The organism is Enterococcus malodoratus ATCC 43197 (assembly GCF_000407185.1).
GTDB lineage: Bacteria > Bacillota > Bacilli > Lactobacillales > Enterococcaceae > Enterococcus_A > Enterococcus_A malodoratus.
Genome location: NZ_KE136482.1, coordinates 17,446 through 33,242, shown reverse-complemented (window position 1 = coordinate 33,242; position 15,797 = coordinate 17,446). Strand labels below are relative to the sequence as shown.

The following is a 15,797-nucleotide window of genomic DNA, read 5'->3' as shown; positions in this document are numbered from 1 at the left end:
CAAACAGTCGCTAGCGGACTAAATAGCCGCCGTCCACTGGTAAAATATGTCCGTTAACAAAATTTGAAGCGGGACTCGCTAAATAAATAATCGCCCCCATCAAATCCGCTGGCTCTCCCCAATAATTGGCGGGGACGTGTGCCAAGACTTGCTGGTTGATCTCAGGGTCTTCGCGATCCTTCTTAGTCATATCCGTAGCTAAATACCCTGGCGCGATTCCATTCACTTGAATATTGTATTGGGCTAATTCGTCGCAATATGCCTTGGTCAACCCGACCAATCCATGCTTCGCTGCGGCATTTGCCGGAGATTGCTGGCCGCCTAAGTATGAAAACAAGGAGCAGATATTGATAATCTTGCCGCTCTTTTGCAGAATCATTACTTTGGCTGCCTCATGAGCCATCTCAAAAGCCGCGGTCAGATTCAGCTGGATCATCGGGTCCCATTTTGAGCGGTCGAACTGGCGCACATCGGCTGCAAGATACAGCCCGGCACAATTAATCAGCACGTCAACGGTGCCGAAAACCTCCACACAATGCTCCACCACCTGTTGGGGAACGCCCTCTTCGGTCAAATCCACTTCCATGAAGACATAGCATGAGCCAGTCTCCTCAATAATTTTTTGCGTGGTACCGTCATCATCGATCAAGCTGGGAACAAGGATATTTGCTCCGCTTTTTGCCAATGCCAATGAAAAGGCCCGCCCAATACCGGTATTCCCCCCAGTCACGATGGCGACTTTTCCCTCCAATGAAAAAAAATCCATACCGAATTCTGTGATTTCCATTTATCTTCCCCCTGTTAGTGTGTGATAAAGGCTGCGCAAACTCGTTCAATCCGTTACTGATGCAACGTGTTCGTTAGGCCATACATAGATAAATCCAAAACAAAAAAGCGAACACCAAATAAGCTGGTGTCCGCTTTTCTCTGTCCTCTTAGCAACAACGACCGTTTTAATTTTTTATATTTCCCAAACATCCATGTTGGTTGTTGAAATGGCTACTGCTCCTGCCTGCAATGCCGTCATTACCAGCTCCTTGTCACAAACGAGTCCGCTGGCGATGATTGGTACATCCACGACATCTTGTACCCATGATAAAACCTTTGGCATCGCACCAGGTAAGACCTCCACGACATCCGCCTTTGACGTCCCTAATTGCTTCGGTAAATTATGATACGATTTTGAGTCAATTAGGAAGAAGCGATGAACCGTAAACAATCCTCTGGCATTTGCGGCCCTTAATAAGATTGATTTCGAGCTGATGATCCCATCTGCTCGCGTGGCTCGCTTCAAATAATCGACCGCCGTCTCTTTGGTAGCCAAGCCATCGATCAAGTCCACATCCACCATCACGATCTTGCCGGCTTCCTTTAGCCGATCGACAATGTCTACGATGCTGCAAACATCGCCATACAAGACAAAGATGATATCACTTTCGCAGGTCAAGGCCTTTTCAAAACTGCGCTTACTATTGATGGCAGCAATCAATGGGTTGTCTTCCATCATTTGAATAATTTTCTTTTTCATTTTTATCCTTATCCCTACCAAGTAATTTAATACGCTTTCATTCTAGCATATCTCACAAGCCCTTTCATGAAAATTTGTGCGATCCGAAATCTATTTCCTGAATTGATTTCGCCAATCTCTCAAAAGAATCATTTCCGCGGCTGCTGTATTTCCACAGTCTAAGGGAAAACAGACGTTACGTCAATCTCTCGAAAAAAGGCTGAGTCAAAATTATTCGTTGATTTATCAAGGTTTTCCCTACTTTTTTACCGCTAAATATTCATTGAGATTATTTTTCTGAAAAATTTAGGTTTAAAAAGATGTTGACATCGCTTTCATTAAATTCTATACTTTGGGTGTTGCTGGAGACCAGAGAGAAGTAACGCTTACTTAAGCGTTGCTTCTTTTTTGTTTTTTGTAAAACAATTCACAAGCAGGAGGGTGTTATATGAACAAACAAGCAGTTAAAAAATGGGGAACATTATTGCTATTATCGGCCGGCGCTGGGATTATCTTTCAGCTTCCTTACATTCGGGAGACGTTTTATGTTCCGATCCAAAAGGCGATGGATCTGACCAACGCACAAATGGGGATGCTTTCATCGGGTTATGCCACTATGGCGACATTTTCTTACTTTGTCGGCGGGATCGTTGCCGATAAATTCTCAGCTCGCAAGTTGCTGACCTTTTCATTCTTGATTACGGGTGTCTTGGGCTTTTGGTTTTCAACTTTCCCGGGCTTCCAAATCAGCCGATTGATTTTCGTTTTAATGGGGGTTTCGACCATCATCACCTACTGGTCTGCCGCGATTAAAGCTACTCGGATGTTGGGCGACAGCTCAGAACAAGGACGTTTATTCGGTTGGCAAGAAGGATTGCGCGGACTTTTGAACGCGTTGCTGGTATTCGGGATGACATTCGTTTACAGTCGTTTCTCAAATGAAGTTTTAGGTACAACTTGGGCTATTCGCGTATGTGCGATCGCTGTTATCATTATTGGTATTTTAAATTGGTTTGTTATTGAAGACACTGCAGCAGAAACTCATACAGAGCCTCTATCAAAAGTTGCTATCGGAATGTTTAAGACCTTGAAAATGCCGCGTACTTGGGTATTGGTCGCAATCGTATTCTTCGCTTATAGTATTTACGGTATTTTAGGATACATCAACACTTACGCCATCAATGTTTATGGATTATCTGTCGCAGGCGGAACCACACTTGGCGGGATGCGTTATTTAGTTCAGGCGGCCGGCGGAATCATCGGCGGGATTATTGCTGATAAATTAGGTTCGCGACTTCGCGTAATTATCGGCGGTGCTGCTTTACTGACACTTTGTTTTGCCGGCTTCTTAGTTTTACCGGTTGGCGCTGGCTTATTGACCGCTGTAATAGCGAACTTTATCTTCGGATTGTTCTTTATCTACGTAGTACGCAGTCAATACTTCGCGATTATTGATGACGCTGGCTTCCCAGTTGAAATGACCGGTCGTGTATCTGGGATCGTTTCATGTTTAGGCTACTTGCCAGATGTTTTCATGTATACAATGATCGGCGGCTGGTTAGACGCAAATCCTGGTAAAGCCGGCTTCAACATGATGTTCATGTATGCCATTGCAATGGGGATTGGCTGTATCGTCTTCTCATTGGTTCTTACTATGATCATCAAAAAAGCCAAAGCTTCAGGTACCGCTACAGCTGAAATAGATTAAGCAAAAAGAAAGTTTCATCCCTTTAAATTCGAGGGACGAAACTTTCTTTTTATTTTTCCGGTACATCTAAAAATTCGCCGTGCATATTCTCGTAATGTTTAACGCTTAAGGTCTCAAAAATCGCGATAACCGGGTGTTCGTAATTCAAGCCTTTTTGAAACTCATTCAGTTGAGCAGCTAATTTCTTATACTCAACTAATTCTTCAACAAATAGATAGCCTTTCAACGAAACACTCTCATGTTTTTCTTTGTCGAAACAAAAAAGACTGCCGATTCGATTATGACGAATGTTTTCTGCCGTACGTCCCTCACCATTGATATAGAATTTGAAATAGTAGAAGCCATTTCGTTCCAGCGGCGGGGAAACTGCGATCGCATGAGGAAACTCGCGATTGTCCATTGTGATCAACATAAATGTATCGGCATTAGCCAACAATGTTTCCATGTTTTTATCCATTTTTAAACTCCTCCGATCCTTAGTTTTTTTCATCTTCTTCTGGTACATAAAGCGGCACAAAATCGGCCAGAAATTCCACGGTTAACGGTAATGCCGGACCCTTATCCCCATCAATTCGGGAATAGATCTTTTTGTCTGTCAGCGGTTTTAACTCCAACTTGCTCGTCTCTAAATAAGTCATTGCATCTGAATCTTTTAGCCGACCAGTAAAAACAAAGCGGAGAAGCTGAAGTAATTTCCGAAAGCGCATATTATGCAAAATGCTGACATGCAGGTCGTCAAGATCTGAATCTACATACTCTCTTCCGCCAATCGAATGCGTGGTCGTAGATAAGGCAAACCAAACTTTCAGTTTCTCATGATAATCGTCTGCCGTAATTTCTACAGGATAAGAAGTATCTTTCCCAATTTGTTTGAGCGCCTTCAAAGGATAAACGATCAAACCAAATTTCCGTTTTTCACTTTGACGAACCTCATTTGAAATATCCGCAAATGAGCCAAAAGTAAAGGAGCTAATGACCGCCTTTTGTCGATCTTGGCAGGCCGCGATTCCCACCTTGCGCTGATGACCAGCAATGATCACATCCATTGCGGCCTCCTCATCCATTGGCAAATGCCACCGTTTTGCGAAATTATTTATGGTCCCTCCTGGGATAATTCCAAGCGGCAATGACTTTCCTGCTTGAACAAATGCCGTCCCTACGATATTCAGCGAACCATCGCCGCCAATCGCTACGATACCGTCGTGATCATCCAAAGCACTCTTGACTTCTTCGATTGCCTGATCAGGATCAGGTGCGGTCAAAAAATCGGCCGAATGTCCGGCTTGTTCAAATTTTTCACGCATTTTCTTGGCTAATTCTTCTGCATCGCCATCTCCAGCATTAGGATTAAAAAAAATTCCATAACGCATCTGTTTCACCCTCATTCATTTGTCGTTCAAAATTGATTTCAAGTGCGAAATCTCTTGTTCTTTTCCCCTTCACCTTATCATTTTTAATCTAAAAAAACAGTTTTAACGAACTAAATTCCTAGAAATTAATTGCTTTTGCTTTTTTTCTAAAAAAAACCTGCTATGATAAAGCAAAGAAAGGGCTGAGAAAATGTTTGAACCAACCAAAACACGCCGCAGCGATGTCCCTTTTGACGTCGTTCCTGAGCATATGCAGCAAGAAATTTGGCATATGATTTTTATCCGTCCCATGAAGGGCTTGCCGCTTACTTCACCACAACGTTTTCACTTTTTCAAAAACAAAATGGCTCGAACACTGAGTGTCGTGTATTCACAAAATGATCCTTATTTTTCCGATGGAATCACAGCACCATATGTCGAAGCCTACGATGAGGTGGAATTTCCTAAAGTCATGTATGTCTATGATGACGGGAACGAATTACTCATGACTTTAGACGAAAAAATCGTCTGACTTTACCGGTCAGACGATTTTTGTGTATTTATTTTACTACCATGACATTACATGGCGCCTGATTTACCACATAGGCGGTTGTCGAACCAACGAGCAGCAAGGATAATGCCCCTAAACCGGTGGCTCCCATAACGATCAAATCTATCTCAAGTTTTTCGGCCAGCTCTACGATTTCCCGCTTAGGATTTCCCGCGATGATCTGCGAAGTCAAATGAACTTCCTGTTCCTCGGCGATTCGATGATGCTCCAGCTCTGTGATGATTTTCTGGGCTTTTTCGTGGACTTCCTGCATCAATGGAATCGAATTTCCTCCGGTCGTTCCGCTAAAACTAGCCGTGTCGATCACTGTTGCCAAGGTCAGCTTGCCGTTATTTCTCTTCGCGATATTGATCGCTTCATCAAACGCTTTTTTGGATTGTTCAGAACCATCTACTGCTACTAAAATATTTTTATATTCATCAACCATTTTTGCCGCCCCTTTCACCCCTAGTTTATCATTCCAGCAATCACAGGAAAAATGAAAACAAACGTTTCTCCTCGTTTTTTTAATTTTGGAATCATTAAAACTGCTTTAAGGAAGGTTGGATAAATTGTCCTTTTCTGATTAAGATGCTAAACTTTCTTCAACAAACGGGTAAGGAGATTCCGAGATGAACAAAATACAACGAAGAAAAGCCCATCTCATCATTCACAGTGCTGCGTCGGCTGCCGCAGGAGTCGGTGCCGGGATGGCTCAACTGCCATTTCCAGATGCGACCGTCTTGCTGCCGATCCAAACCGCCATGGTGATCGCTTTGGGCAAAGTTTTTCATATCAAACTTGAAGAAGGCGCCGCAAAAGCCTTAGCGACACAATTTTTAGCACAAAAAGCAGGTCAAATGACTGCACGCTTCTTAGCTGGAAAGCTTCCAGTTGCCGGCAACATCGTCAACGGCTCTACCGCTGCGGCTATTACTGAAAGCTATGGCTGGATGATCGCCAGAGAATTCGGCGAAGAGTACGAGAAAAAGGTCAAAGTATAATAATTTTTTAATAAAACATACGTATTCTTTCAAATTCCCAGCCGCTTCGCTATACTTATAGTCGTGGATGAACTTGGTGTTTTACTCGTTCAGTGATGTAGTCCGCATTTAAGATAGAGGTGCTGGTTCGATTCCAGCCGTCCACACTTGGATAGTAAAACACGGCTGTGAAATTCGCAGCCGTGTTTTTTTGATCTTCCCTGCTTTACTTCTCTCCTCCATTGCGGTAGCATTCCAGTTGGTGACAGATTTTCCTGTCAGAATCACTGAATAAAAAGGATTTTTACTATGAAAAAAATTTACGAATGGCTTTACCGCCAGCCAAGACACATCATCTATCGACTTATTTTTGCTTTTTGCATCCTATTCTGGATTATTGTCTATTTCATTTTAAAGATATTGCTGTAAAGGAACTGTCCAATTACTTGGAGGTTTCTTTTTTTGTTTTTTGCGTACTTTAATTCGAAAAGTTTTTTAGCTTGCCGCTTTACTTTTCGAACAAATGTTCGTATAATGATTTTGAGGTGATGACCATGTCTATGATTAGTCCAGATTCTGTTGAAATTTTCTATCGAACCTATGATTCCCTAGTGAAGGATTCACTGCCGCTAGCTTTATTTTTGAACCAAATTACCGCAAAAATGGATGCTGAAGATCGTGATTATTTTGTTATCCCTGCCAAAAAGACCGGTCGCAAAAAGGATATTTATTTTCAGTTTGAACGCAAAAACAATGAACTCGTTTTCAAAGGCATCCACACGAGGAGGAAGTCCGATGGAATCACTTAAAGGAACCGTTACAAAACTAAAAATTGTTCAATTTTCACAGCAGCCCTTAGTCTATTTCCAACTTGCCGATACCAATTGCTTGATTGCCGCTCACTCGCTGAACTTTCTAGCGGATGTAGAAAATGGCATGAAGATCGTTGTTTTAGGCAAACGAAATACCCGCGGACAATTGATCGTAGCCAAGTACGCGGTATTGGGCAAAACCAAACTCATGAACGATTTTCAAACCTATCAGACGGCAAGCTAAAAGCCAGCACACGTGTGCTGGCTAATTTTTTTATCGAACAACCATCACGTTACAAGGCGCATTATTGACAACATAAGCTGTCGTCGATCCTAATAGTAATCGTGAAAAGGTCCCCGTTCCAGTGGCACCCATCAAAATCAAATCAATCTTTTCCTCTTCGGCATAAGCAACAATTTGGGCTTTCGGATTGCCATCGTCAATAATGGATGTAAAGGAAATATCGTCTGGAAGTAATTCCTCCAAGGAACCAACAACCGCGCTAGCAGCTTTATAGGCTTGCTTGACGATGTGATCCACGGCGTAAGGTTCGGCCCCCAAATGATTGGTGTCGGATACGATCAAAATATACAAATGTGCATCGTTTCTGCGGGTGACTTCGACTGCTTCTTGAAATGCTCGGCGTGCCTGCTCGGATGAATCTACTGCAACAAGTATCTTTTTGTATGACTCTTTCATAATAAGACCTCCTTTTTTCCATTGTAACTAACTATCAATACCTTTGTACAGCAGATATAAAAAACGCTTTCTTTTTTCAAAAATAAAAAAGCACCTTGATCACCAAGGTGCTTAAAGGGGATGCTAGTCAAATAAAACTAGCTAAGAAAGATTGAGAGAGGTCTTCCTCATATTCATATTTTAACAGATTTCTTCTTCTTTTTGGCGATTTTACGAATTGTTTTTTTAACATTTTCAAATTTATTCTGAATGTTACTAAACATTTACCTTCTATCAAAGTGTTCGTTTTTCATAATTATGGTGAATTAAAATTATTAAAATGATTATTTTCCTGTATATACAACCATCTATGGCCTAAAAAAATATCCCTGCAGCATTTTGCTACAAGGAAATGATCATTTCAGTTTGATATACTTTTCACAAACAGATATAAAAAAATTAGATCTTCACGTATTCTAATTCAAATCCTTTGGTTCCATTCTTCATGGCCACTTGGTACGCAGTAGATAAAGTTTTCATCGTTGTCGGATCTAGCGCTAATTTTACGAAATTTGGCAGATCCAGCGTTTCGATCGGCAAATCAGCATTCGCTTCTTGCTGTGTGGCTAATGGTTGCAGCATTTCAGCAAAACCGCCTGTGATTGAAATATTTTGTTTCTCGCACCGAATAGCATCTCTTAATTCCATTGGATTCGCAACTACTTTTTTCATTCCCATCACCTCTTCTTTTTTTGATCATAGCACAGCATTTAATAGAAATCAACGATTTTGTGAACTGAAACACAAATTTTATTTTACCTCATTTCTGTTATACTTTGTAAAAAGGAGCGAAACTCATGGATAAGTATCAGCAACGAAAACAACGCGGATGGGTTGAAACCAGCGATTTATTGGCCTATAAAGATAAATTCCTAAGTGAATTGAACTTCATGCTCACTGCTGAAGACGCACGTGAACGGACCATTGCTGTCCAACTATTGCCGCTCGATTGTGAGTTAACGAACATCCTGTTGAACTCACTGGCTAATGAATCAGCCCTTTATACCCGGTTAGCCATTATGGAAAAGTTGGAGCACGGGGATCAAGCGACGGCTCAGAAAATGATTCCCTTCCTCGCATCCATCGGTAACAATCAGCACCATTCACCGACTAGCCCGTCCAAGAAAAAAAGCTTTCCGCTGCCGCGGGATTTGATTGCCCGTTCCTTGGGACGGATGAATCCGAAGATTTTTTCAATACTACTTGAAAGTGCGCAGCGGCTGCCGCTCTCACAATTAAGTGAGCTAATTGATGCAATCGGTTATATGGCCTTCTATCATCCAGAAGTATCCACGACAGAGAATTTTCATCAGCTTCTTGAAATTCAGAAGCTTTACCGTGATAAGCCATTGATTCAATGGAAGCTTTTGATTTGTTTTTCTGCGTTTCCTCAGAGCGTGGACTTTTTATTACAAGAAAAACAATTTGTGTCCGAAGCCCAGCGCTCATTGAAATTACTAGCGGCAAAAGAGGATTGAGTCAGGGCTCAATCCTCGGTTACTAAGCATAATGTTGAATAATTTGATACAACGCTTCGGCTGCGCCTACTCCGCTTTTTTCATCGTAGTACTGAGTGAAGCGTTCATCGTTCAGATACATCTCACTCAACCCTTTATGGGCTTCACCAGAATACTTTTCCCAACTAAACTGCAACCATAATTTATGTAGAGAAAATATCTCTTCTGCTAACGAACTAGGAAGTTCTCCTTCTTGCAGATATCGTGTTAATCGATTAAGCAACTCTTTTTCAATTTCTTCCATTTTTTGATAATCGAATTCGGTCATCTCTTGCCATTTTTGATTGGAGGATTCAACTGCCTCTTCCCCGTACTGCTCTCGAATTTCTTTTCCATATTTGGCTTCATTTTCAGCTAATTTTTCCTTTTTGAATGCCGCAAACTTCTCTTTATTTGTCATCTCAATCTCTCCTTTGTAATAAAGTAATGTATCATCGAGGACTTGCAGCAGGCGATCCAACTCTTGACGTTTCTGTTCTAGTTGGAGTCTTTGCTGTACCAGCGTCTCTTGAATTTTATCCTCCGGACGATCTATTAACTCCTTGATCGTTTTTAAGGGCAGCCCCATTGAACGATATAATAAAATTTGCTGCAGGCGGTCCACTTCCTTTTCAGTATACATCCGATATCCCACATCACTTAAAAAGGCCGGCTTCAACAGCGATTGCTCATCGTAAAATCGCAGCGTTCGCGTCGTAACACCTGAAATTTCAGCAATTTGTTTAATTGTGTACTCCATTTTGATCCCCTCTATTTCGTACTATAGGATTCTCTTAAAAATCCGAGAATTCTTTTGTTTTTATCCTTCTACTAATTCATTAAAGAAGTAAAACTGGCATCCTGACAAAATTATCTTACACCTTAACGCAACGTTAAGGTCAAGGAAAAGCCAGCAATTCGCTGCTGGCGTCTGCTTCCCCTCTTTACTTGACAACCATCACGTTGCACGGCGCATTATTGACTACATAAGCTGTGGTAGAACCCACTAGCATACGTTCAACGGCACCTTTTCCCGTGGCTCCCATATAAATCAGATCGATTTTATATGTTTCCGGTAAATCAAAGCAAAGCACTTTTTTAGGACTTCCTACACACGTTACCATCTGCTTGTTGTAGTAGTCGATCCCAGCAAATTCTTCCTCTAATAATTTGATCGCAGCCTCCTTTTCCTCCTCAATAATCTGGGACACAGGTGTCGCACTATTGATCAAAAATCCACTACTGTTAACGACTTGCGCAATGTACAGCCGAGCATTATTTCTGCGTGCGGCTTCAACTGCCTCCATCAACGCTTGATGTGCTTGCGGCGACCCATCAACTGCGGCTAGAATATTGTAATAACGTTCATTCATTGAGTCCTGCCCCCTTTTTTATTCCAGTATAACAAGTAGGAGCTATTTTTCAGTAAAAACCCTTTTAAATAAACGAATATAACGATTTTGGATTTTATCTTAAGACAATAAAAAACCACAGCAAAATAAATCTCTGTGGTTAAAACGATCTAATTCTTTTCCAAATATAATGACTGTTGATCCGACTCCTGATAGATTTCCTTTAAATCAGACCAATCGACTTCGCGGTTTTGATAACCATAGGGATCATTGACATAAGCGATATTATTCGCACGATCAAACCCTGTAATAACCGCGGAATGAATCAATGGTGTAACATACGTGCTGCCTTGATCCGTCTCCCAAAGCAAATAATCCTCATCTTTCGGTACTTGAAAATCTACCGTCGCAACAATCCAGACGGGTTTCCCGCTAGCCACGACATCCATAATTTTTTCGAAGGATGTTTTTTTACTCGCAACAACGCGGTAATCCTCCCCGACATATTCTTCCGCCAGCTTCGCGATTGGTTCAACACCAACACCCATCGCTTCATCACCGCCAGTAATATCCCCAACAAAACCTAATTGAGGGTCTCCGTGGTTGCCGGATTCCGTATACAGCGGCTGATAATCTAATTCGTCAGCCAGTTCATTTTTATTCGTATCATAGCCATAATAACGCAACAGCATTGACAGAGCCGTCACTTCGCAGCCATTCTCTAATGCATCATCCTCAAACTGATCCTCTAAAGGAACATCTAAGATCACTTTATTTTCTTGTGGCGGCTGACCGATTAATTCCGTCAGCTCCTTCTTACCTTGAGTAAAATAAATGATCCCGCCGATCGCCACAACGAGCACTAGCAGCAAAACAATTCTTTTTTTCTTCATTCCATCACCTAACATTTATTAGCACATGGGGAATTATACAATCTATTAGAAAATGCATCAAAGAAAATCCTGAAATCCACTAGATATTTAAGCTATTTTAACGTTTTTTTCGGCTTAGCGGGAAAACATTAATTATTCGCTAAAGTTCAGTATTTTTTACAGCGTTTACAAACTTTTTGTTAGTAAACACTCATGATTTATGTTATATTAATACATGGAATTTCGTTATCAACGTAATAGTTGCCTTTCGTCACACTAAGAAAGGAGAATGATTATGACATTCGATAACACAAACATGCAATACCGTGTCACATTGAACACTGATTTAAATCTTTTTATCGTTTTCGACAAAAAGGACAAAAATCATGTAGCAACTGGCGTAACGATTGAAAAAGCGGTACAAGAATTGCAAAAAACGAAATAAGGATCAGAAATGCTGACCTTAAAACGAAAATAGGAGTGACTCCTCAATGAAAGACGCGAAGTTGCGTTAAGAGCACCTGCTGTGAATCCACGGTAGGTGCCTTTTTTTGACTTTAAGCAGATCCGCTGTTATGATCGATAAAATAATTTTTTGGAGGTGCTGCTGATGAATACGTTTACTTATAAAATTGATGACCACTTGTCTCTTGCCTTCCCTCACCTTGAAGCGGCAGAAAAACTTTTTTCTCTGCTGGAGTCGGATCGGCCGCATCTTGAAGCTTTTATTGATGTCCTCGCGGAAACAAGAACTTCGGATGATGAAAAAAATTTTATTAAGACCAAGCTTCACGGCTACGCTGAAGGAACCGATTATCTCTTCTTCATCCTTCTCGATCAAACGCTTTGCGGATGTATCGACATTCATACTATCGATAAAAAAGTTGGCAAAGGGGAAATCGGTTATTGGCTGCATTCTTCTTATACAAGTCGTGGAATTATCTCAAAAAGTGTTCAAGCAATCTGCAATCTCGCATTCAACGAATTCGGCTTGAATAAATTATCAATTTTTGCGAATGTCGAAAATCTCCCGAGTAACCGGGTGGCACAAAAATGCGGCTTCAGCTTAACCAGTATCGAACAGCAAGATGCGCTTCTTTATGGCAAATTACGGGACATGAATCATTACACCTTATTGAAAGAACAATACGAAAAAGGTTTTGACGAATAAGTTCACTCGTCAAAACCTTTTTTATCTCACTACCATGACATTGCATGGAGCATGATTGACTATATAACCACTCGTAGAACCAACCAGCAACCGTTGGAAACGGCCCTTCCCAGTCGCACCTACATAAATCAAATCGATGTCATATTGCTGCGGCAATTCTTCCGTCAATGCTTTTTTAGGGTTCCCGATATATTGAATGACCTCCATATTAGGATAACGGCCGCGTTCACTTAACTTTTCTAAATATTGCTTTGCCCGCTGAGATTCTTCGGCCAAAATCGTGTCCATTGGTTGCGCACTATTTAATAGAATACTCGAATCATCAATCACTTGAACAACATACAGCTTAGCATCATTTCGTCTTGCTGCGCCAATCGCTTCGAAAAAAGCCCCTTCCGATTGATCGGATCCATCAACGGCCACCATAATATTTTTATATCTGCTGATCATAGTATCTACTCCTCATTCCAAGTTTTAATAACGTACACAGTAACAGCGTCACTCCAATTAACGAATAACGGTCACACTGCAAGGCGCGTGATTCACAACATAGGCTGCGGTCGAGCCGATTCTGGATAGGCGAATCTCGCCTTTTCCTGTAGCACCAAGAAAGATCATGTCTATTTCATTGTCTTTTGCAAATTCCACAATTTTTTCTTTTGGACTGCCCAACTCCACAAAAGGTTCAACATTGTCTAATTCTTTGCGAGATGCGTCATGAACTTTTTTCAACATCTCTTTTTCAATTTGTTCTTTTTCTGCTGCATAAATTTTACTGAAAGAAAAGGCACTCGTGGATAGTTCACTGTCATTAATGATTGAAATAACATTCAGTTTGGCATCATAACGTTTGGCTGCTTCAACGGCTTCATCAAAAGCATGCTCTGAATGTTCAGACCCGTCGATTGCTACTAAAATATTTTGGTATTTACGAATCATTGTAACCGCCTCCTTAATTAAATTATAAAGGAAAATAAGCGTTCTGTGAAACGAAATCAACTTTTCTTTTAATAACGAACATACTCAAAAAAATCGTGACTTCGTCCAACCGTGTGTAAATGAAGCCATTCCGTTGGAAAATTTCCATTAAATTGTTTCGTTCTCACACTATTATTCCTCTAACAAAAGCGATCTTATGATAAAATTCAACATTCAGATTTCACGAATCATTTACTTTTCTCTGAGCATTTTTCTTGTATCTCTTTTAGCTATCCGTTATGGTAACAGTAGTTCATTTGTTTATCCGAGTTCCTTCCCAGGACTCCAGCCGTCGTTGCCCTGCGACGGCTTTTTTTGAGCATAAAATTTGCAAAGAAAGCCTTTTCCTATTATATTAAAAACGGGTATTACCCATCCTTTATAGAATTTGTTTTTTCACTTGCGGACCGTTGCCTTTTTTGGACGGTCTTTTTTTCTTTCGTTTCTGTGTTAAACTGAATATGTTTACACACAAGTGCAATTGGAGGAACAAAAATGTATAAAGCCAGCTTAAAAAATATCCTTACCCGCAAGGAAGAATGTACAATGAATCTTTCTTTGATCCCTCAAGTAGGCGATACTTTACAATTGAGAGAGCCAAACAAATTTTTATTGGTACATGGGATTACACATATTATTGAAAACGAGTCCATCGAATTTGAGATCTTTGTCGAACCGATCGACCGTACGTATTGGATGAATGAAATTTAACGAAAGTGGGGAATAAAAATGATCGCACACAAAAGAGATGCACTCCATGTAGTTTAGGCAAAAAAAAATTACATGGAGGAATCACAATGAAAAATATTTATGATAACGAGAAATTTTTTGAAAGCTACAGTCAAATGGACCGCAGTCAAAAAGGACTAGATGGCGCCGGAGAATGGCAAACACTGGAAAAATTGTTGCCGGATTTCAAAGAAAAACGGGTATTGGATCTAGGATGCGGCTACGGTTGGCACTGTTTATATGCAGCAGAACACGGTGCAGCTTCAGTTGTAGGCGTAGATCTGTCCGAAAAGATGCTGGAAGTCGCGCGCCAAAAAAATACCTTTGACACAATCAGTTATCTTCAAGCCAGTATCGATGACGTAACTTTTGAACCAAACAGCTTTGATATCGTCATCAGTTCCTTAGCAATCCATTATATTGCCGACTTTGAAAAATTAGCGAAAAAAATCGCCCACTGGTTAACAGCAGGCGGTCAACTAATCTTCTCAGTCGAACATCCGATCTTTACCGCGGAGGGCTCCCAAGATTGGTTTTATAATGAAGAAGGAAAAATCGCTCACTTTCCCGTTGATAACTATTTTTACGAAGGACAGCGAACCGCCCACTTTCTCGGCAGCAACGTCACAAAATATCATCGGACCCTAACTACTTATTTAGATTCCCTGCTAACCAACGGTTTTCAGATCACGCGCATCGTCGAACCGATGCCACCGGAAAACATGCTGGATATCCCGGGAATGAAAGATGAGATGCGCCGACCAATGATGCTGATCGTTGCGGCGGAGAAGAAGTAATCGTCTAATTTCAATAAGAAAAGCCACTTCAAATTGAAGTGGCTTTTCTTATTAAGAACCTGCATTAATCGCTTGATCCAAACGAACTAACCAAGCTTCTGAACTACCTGATAAATCAATATTCGGCATATACTTCCCAGTGTTTTCATGATAAATACGATTCAAAATCGTAGCGCAGTCTGCGTCAGGCAAATTATGACGCTTTTGTCCGTCAAACCAACTGATTCCTTTTTTACTACCTTGTCCAATCGTAATAAGTGCTTGCATTTCAATTCCTCCTTGACTTGTTGTATTTGCTTCATTTTTAAATTGGTCATACCAATATTGCGCCTGTGTTGCTCGAGCTGGTTGATTGGGGTTTGCCGGATGTTCATAAAACGCAATGAAATATTCAGCCGCTCTTCTTACATCCGTCAGCTTTGTGAAATCTCGAAATGATATATAACTTAGATCTGGTCTTTGTGGATTACTAAACCATTGAATGCCATTTTCCATCTCATATTGAATACGCTGGCACTGAGCATCTACCGTTTTATAATTCATACCTAACCCATTACACCAATTTATTAATTTTGACCCCGGCGTCCATTGAACTAATCCATAACCGCCATCACCAGACCAGATATCAGGATTTAGACTACTTTCACTTTGAATATTTCCTAATATTCCAGCCACAGATTGTTTGGTCCATCCTCGAGATACTAAAAAATCCCAAACTTGTTTCGCTACTTCTCTTTGTCCCAATATATTCCTC

Annotated in this window: 23 protein-coding genes; 10 read left to right on the top strand and 13 right to left on the bottom strand. The window is 40.9% G+C overall.

Translation table 11 applies throughout. The features are described 5' to 3' along the window. Nucleotides 1–10 precede the first annotated feature (10 nt). On the bottom strand, nucleotides 11–787 hold the full coding sequence (locus I585_RS09995) for an SDR family oxidoreductase (RefSeq protein ID WP_010741645.1): 777 nt from the start codon (nucleotides 785–787) through the stop codon (nucleotides 11–13). Nucleotides 788–961: 174 nt separating this feature from the next. Further along, nucleotides 962–1,528, bottom strand: coding sequence for a glycerol-3-phosphate responsive antiterminator (locus tag I585_RS09990; RefSeq protein WP_010741644.1), 567 nt, complete (start codon nucleotides 1,526–1,528; stop codon nucleotides 962–964). A 427-nt stretch (nucleotides 1,529–1,955) separates the two neighbouring features. Here I585_RS09990 and I585_RS09985 point away from each other — a divergent pair, with 427 nt between their 5' ends. Continuing rightward, nucleotides 1,956–3,215: an MFS transporter gene (locus tag I585_RS09985; protein WP_010741643.1), complete on the top strand. Its 1,260-nt coding sequence runs from the start codon at nucleotides 1,956–1,958 to the stop codon at nucleotides 3,213–3,215. Between the two features lie 49 nt (nucleotides 3,216–3,264). Here the strand turns inward: I585_RS09985 and I585_RS09980 are convergent, their stop codons facing one another. Continuing rightward, the gene (locus tag I585_RS09980; protein ID WP_010741642.1) at nucleotides 3,265–3,672 is read right to left on the bottom strand and encodes a pyridoxamine 5'-phosphate oxidase family protein; all 408 of its coding nucleotides are present in this window, start codon (nucleotides 3,670–3,672) and stop codon (nucleotides 3,265–3,267) included. Nucleotides 3,673–3,691: 19 nt separating this feature from the next. Next, the gene (locus I585_RS09975; RefSeq protein ID WP_010741641.1) at nucleotides 3,692–4,585 is read right to left on the bottom strand and encodes a diacylglycerol/lipid kinase family protein; all 894 of its coding nucleotides are present in this window, start codon (nucleotides 4,583–4,585) and stop codon (nucleotides 3,692–3,694) included. Between the two features lie 190 nt (nucleotides 4,586–4,775). On the opposite strand from I585_RS09975, the gene I585_RS09970 reads away from it, so the two are divergent. Further along, on the top strand, nucleotides 4,776–5,096 hold the full coding sequence (locus I585_RS09970; RefSeq protein WP_010741640.1) for a DUF960 domain-containing protein: 321 nt from the start codon (nucleotides 4,776–4,778) through the stop codon (nucleotides 5,094–5,096). Nucleotides 5,097–5,124: 28 nt separating this feature from the next. Here I585_RS09970 and I585_RS09965 read toward each other — a convergent pair whose 3' ends face one another. Next, entirely contained in the window at nucleotides 5,125–5,562 is a 438-nt protein-coding gene (locus I585_RS09965) for a universal stress protein (protein WP_010741639.1), read from the bottom strand. A gap of 184 nt (nucleotides 5,563–5,746) precedes the next feature. On the opposite strand from I585_RS09965, the gene I585_RS09960 reads away from it, so the two are divergent. The 3 genes from I585_RS09960 (at nucleotide 5,747) to I585_RS09945 (ending at nucleotide 7,153) form a co-directional block, all read left to right on the top strand. Further along, nucleotides 5,747–6,118 carry a hypothetical protein gene (locus I585_RS09960; RefSeq protein ID WP_010741638.1) on the top strand — a complete coding sequence of 124 codons (372 nt, stop codon included), beginning with the start codon at nucleotides 5,747–5,749 and terminating at the stop codon, nucleotides 6,116–6,118. Between the two features lie 533 nt (nucleotides 6,119–6,651). After that, complete coding sequence (locus tag I585_RS09950) at nucleotides 6,652–6,906, top strand: DUF5960 family protein (RefSeq protein ID WP_010741637.1); 255 nt, start codon at nucleotides 6,652–6,654, stop codon at nucleotides 6,904–6,906. Further along, nucleotides 6,893–7,153 (top strand): hypothetical protein, encoded by a 261-nt coding sequence (locus I585_RS09945; RefSeq protein ID WP_010741636.1) that lies wholly within the window; start codon nucleotides 6,893–6,895, stop codon nucleotides 7,151–7,153. The genes I585_RS09950 and I585_RS09945 overlap by 14 nt, the downstream gene beginning before the upstream one ends. Nucleotides 7,154–7,183: 30 nt before the next feature. Here the strand turns inward: I585_RS09945 and I585_RS09940 are convergent, their stop codons facing one another. Both I585_RS09940 and I585_RS09935 read right to left on the bottom strand, forming a co-directional pair. Further along, entirely contained in the window at nucleotides 7,184–7,609 is a 426-nt protein-coding gene (locus I585_RS09940; RefSeq protein ID WP_010741635.1) for a universal stress protein, read from the bottom strand. Nucleotides 7,610–8,047: 438 nt separating this feature from the next. Continuing rightward, on the bottom strand, nucleotides 8,048–8,320 hold the full coding sequence (locus I585_RS09935) for a hypothetical protein (protein ID WP_010741634.1): 273 nt from the start codon (nucleotides 8,318–8,320) through the stop codon (nucleotides 8,048–8,050). Between the two features lie 125 nt (nucleotides 8,321–8,445). Here I585_RS09935 and I585_RS09930 point away from each other — a divergent pair, with 125 nt between their 5' ends. Beyond that, nucleotides 8,446–9,126, top strand: coding sequence for a hypothetical protein (locus tag I585_RS09930; RefSeq protein ID WP_010741633.1), 681 nt, complete (start codon nucleotides 8,446–8,448; stop codon nucleotides 9,124–9,126). A gap of 22 nt (nucleotides 9,127–9,148) precedes the next feature. Here the strand turns inward: I585_RS09930 and I585_RS09925 are convergent, their stop codons facing one another. From I585_RS09925 to I585_RS09915, 3 genes are all read right to left on the bottom strand, one after another. After that, nucleotides 9,149–9,904: a MerR family transcriptional regulator gene (locus I585_RS09925; protein WP_010741632.1), complete on the bottom strand. Its 756-nt coding sequence runs from the start codon at nucleotides 9,902–9,904 to the stop codon at nucleotides 9,149–9,151. A gap of 184 nt (nucleotides 9,905–10,088) precedes the next feature. Then, nucleotides 10,089–10,517 (bottom strand): universal stress protein, encoded by a 429-nt coding sequence (locus I585_RS09920; protein WP_010741631.1) that lies wholly within the window; start codon nucleotides 10,515–10,517, stop codon nucleotides 10,089–10,091. Between the two features lie 149 nt (nucleotides 10,518–10,666). After that, nucleotides 10,667–11,389, bottom strand: coding sequence for a C39 family peptidase (locus I585_RS09915; protein WP_010741630.1), 723 nt, complete (start codon nucleotides 11,387–11,389; stop codon nucleotides 10,667–10,669). A gap of 274 nt (nucleotides 11,390–11,663) precedes the next feature. On the opposite strand from I585_RS09915, the gene I585_RS23370 reads away from it, so the two are divergent. Both I585_RS23370 and I585_RS09910 read left to right on the top strand, forming a co-directional pair. Further along, on the top strand, nucleotides 11,664–11,813 hold the full coding sequence (locus tag I585_RS23370) for a hypothetical protein (protein WP_010741629.1): 150 nt from the start codon (nucleotides 11,664–11,666) through the stop codon (nucleotides 11,811–11,813). Nucleotides 11,814–11,978: 165 nt separating this feature from the next. After that, on the top strand, nucleotides 11,979–12,539 hold the full coding sequence (locus I585_RS09910; protein WP_010741628.1) for a GNAT family N-acetyltransferase: 561 nt from the start codon (nucleotides 11,979–11,981) through the stop codon (nucleotides 12,537–12,539). A gap of 21 nt (nucleotides 12,540–12,560) precedes the next feature. Here I585_RS09910 and I585_RS09905 read toward each other — a convergent pair whose 3' ends face one another. Beyond that, nucleotides 12,561–12,989 carry a universal stress protein gene (locus tag I585_RS09905; protein WP_010741627.1) on the bottom strand — a complete coding sequence of 143 codons (429 nt, stop codon included), beginning with the start codon at nucleotides 12,987–12,989 and terminating at the stop codon, nucleotides 12,561–12,563. A 57-nt stretch (nucleotides 12,990–13,046) separates the two neighbouring features. Beyond that, nucleotides 13,047–13,478, bottom strand: a complete 432-nt coding sequence (locus I585_RS09900; protein ID WP_010741626.1) for a universal stress protein — start codon at nucleotides 13,476–13,478, stop codon at nucleotides 13,047–13,049. A gap of 534 nt (nucleotides 13,479–14,012) precedes the next feature. On the opposite strand from I585_RS09900, the gene I585_RS09895 reads away from it, so the two are divergent. After that, nucleotides 14,013–14,228 (top strand): hypothetical protein, encoded by a 216-nt coding sequence (locus I585_RS09895; protein ID WP_010741625.1) that lies wholly within the window; start codon nucleotides 14,013–14,015, stop codon nucleotides 14,226–14,228. 86 nt (nucleotides 14,229–14,314) lie between these two features. Then, nucleotides 14,315–15,043 (top strand): class I SAM-dependent methyltransferase, encoded by a 729-nt coding sequence (locus I585_RS09890; RefSeq protein WP_010741624.1) that lies wholly within the window; start codon nucleotides 14,315–14,317, stop codon nucleotides 15,041–15,043. Nucleotides 15,044–15,094: 51 nt separating this feature from the next. Here I585_RS09890 and I585_RS09885 read toward each other — a convergent pair whose 3' ends face one another. Further along, entirely contained in the window at nucleotides 15,095–15,787 is a 693-nt protein-coding gene (locus I585_RS09885) for a phage tail tip lysozyme (RefSeq protein ID WP_010741623.1), read from the bottom strand. Nucleotides 15,788–15,797 lie beyond the last annotated feature (10 nt).

Excerpts from the sequence above, each read along its gene's own strand:
- I585_RS09995 (WP_010741645.1), bottom strand. The coding sequence starts at position 787 with ATGGAAATCACAGAATTCGGTATGGATTTTTTTTCATTGGAGGGAAAA.
- I585_RS09990 (WP_010741644.1), bottom strand. The coding sequence starts at position 1,528 with ATGAAAAAGAAAATTATTCAAATGATGGAAGACAACCCATTGATTGCT.
- I585_RS09985 (WP_010741643.1), top strand. The coding sequence starts at position 1,956 with ATGAACAAACAAGCAGTTAAAAAATGGGGAACATTATTGCTATTATCG.
- I585_RS09980 (WP_010741642.1), bottom strand. The coding sequence starts at position 3,672 with ATGGATAAAAACATGGAAACATTGTTGGCTAATGCCGATACATTTATG.
- I585_RS09975 (WP_010741641.1), bottom strand. The coding sequence starts at position 4,585 with ATGCGTTATGGAATTTTTTTTAATCCTAATGCTGGAGATGGCGATGCA.
- I585_RS09970 (WP_010741640.1), top strand. The coding sequence starts at position 4,776 with ATGTTTGAACCAACCAAAACACGCCGCAGCGATGTCCCTTTTGACGTC.
- I585_RS09965 (WP_010741639.1), bottom strand. The coding sequence starts at position 5,562 with ATGGTTGATGAATATAAAAATATTTTAGTAGCAGTAGATGGTTCTGAA.
- I585_RS09960 (WP_010741638.1), top strand. The coding sequence starts at position 5,747 with ATGAACAAAATACAACGAAGAAAAGCCCATCTCATCATTCACAGTGCT.
- I585_RS09950 (WP_010741637.1), top strand. The coding sequence starts at position 6,652 with ATGTCTATGATTAGTCCAGATTCTGTTGAAATTTTCTATCGAACCTAT.
- I585_RS09945 (WP_010741636.1), top strand. The coding sequence starts at position 6,893 with ATGGAATCACTTAAAGGAACCGTTACAAAACTAAAAATTGTTCAATTT.
- I585_RS09940 (WP_010741635.1), bottom strand. The coding sequence starts at position 7,609 with ATGAAAGAGTCATACAAAAAGATACTTGTTGCAGTAGATTCATCCGAG.
- I585_RS09935 (WP_010741634.1), bottom strand. The coding sequence starts at position 8,320 with ATGAAAAAAGTAGTTGCGAATCCAATGGAATTAAGAGATGCTATTCGG.
- I585_RS09930 (WP_010741633.1), top strand. The coding sequence starts at position 8,446 with ATGGATAAGTATCAGCAACGAAAACAACGCGGATGGGTTGAAACCAGC.
- I585_RS09925 (WP_010741632.1), bottom strand. The coding sequence starts at position 9,904 with ATGGAGTACACAATTAAACAAATTGCTGAAATTTCAGGTGTTACGACG.
- I585_RS09920 (WP_010741631.1), bottom strand. The coding sequence starts at position 10,517 with ATGAATGAACGTTATTACAATATTCTAGCCGCAGTTGATGGGTCGCCG.
- I585_RS09915 (WP_010741630.1), bottom strand. The coding sequence starts at position 11,389 with ATGAAGAAAAAAAGAATTGTTTTGCTGCTAGTGCTCGTTGTGGCGATC.
- I585_RS23370 (WP_010741629.1), top strand. The coding sequence starts at position 11,664 with ATGACATTCGATAACACAAACATGCAATACCGTGTCACATTGAACACT.
- I585_RS09910 (WP_010741628.1), top strand. The coding sequence starts at position 11,979 with ATGAATACGTTTACTTATAAAATTGATGACCACTTGTCTCTTGCCTTC.
- I585_RS09905 (WP_010741627.1), bottom strand. The coding sequence starts at position 12,989 with ATGATCAGCAGATATAAAAATATTATGGTGGCCGTTGATGGATCCGAT.
- I585_RS09900 (WP_010741626.1), bottom strand. The coding sequence starts at position 13,478 with ATGATTCGTAAATACCAAAATATTTTAGTAGCAATCGACGGGTCTGAA.
- I585_RS09895 (WP_010741625.1), top strand. The coding sequence starts at position 14,013 with ATGTATAAAGCCAGCTTAAAAAATATCCTTACCCGCAAGGAAGAATGT.
- I585_RS09890 (WP_010741624.1), top strand. The coding sequence starts at position 14,315 with ATGAAAAATATTTATGATAACGAGAAATTTTTTGAAAGCTACAGTCAA.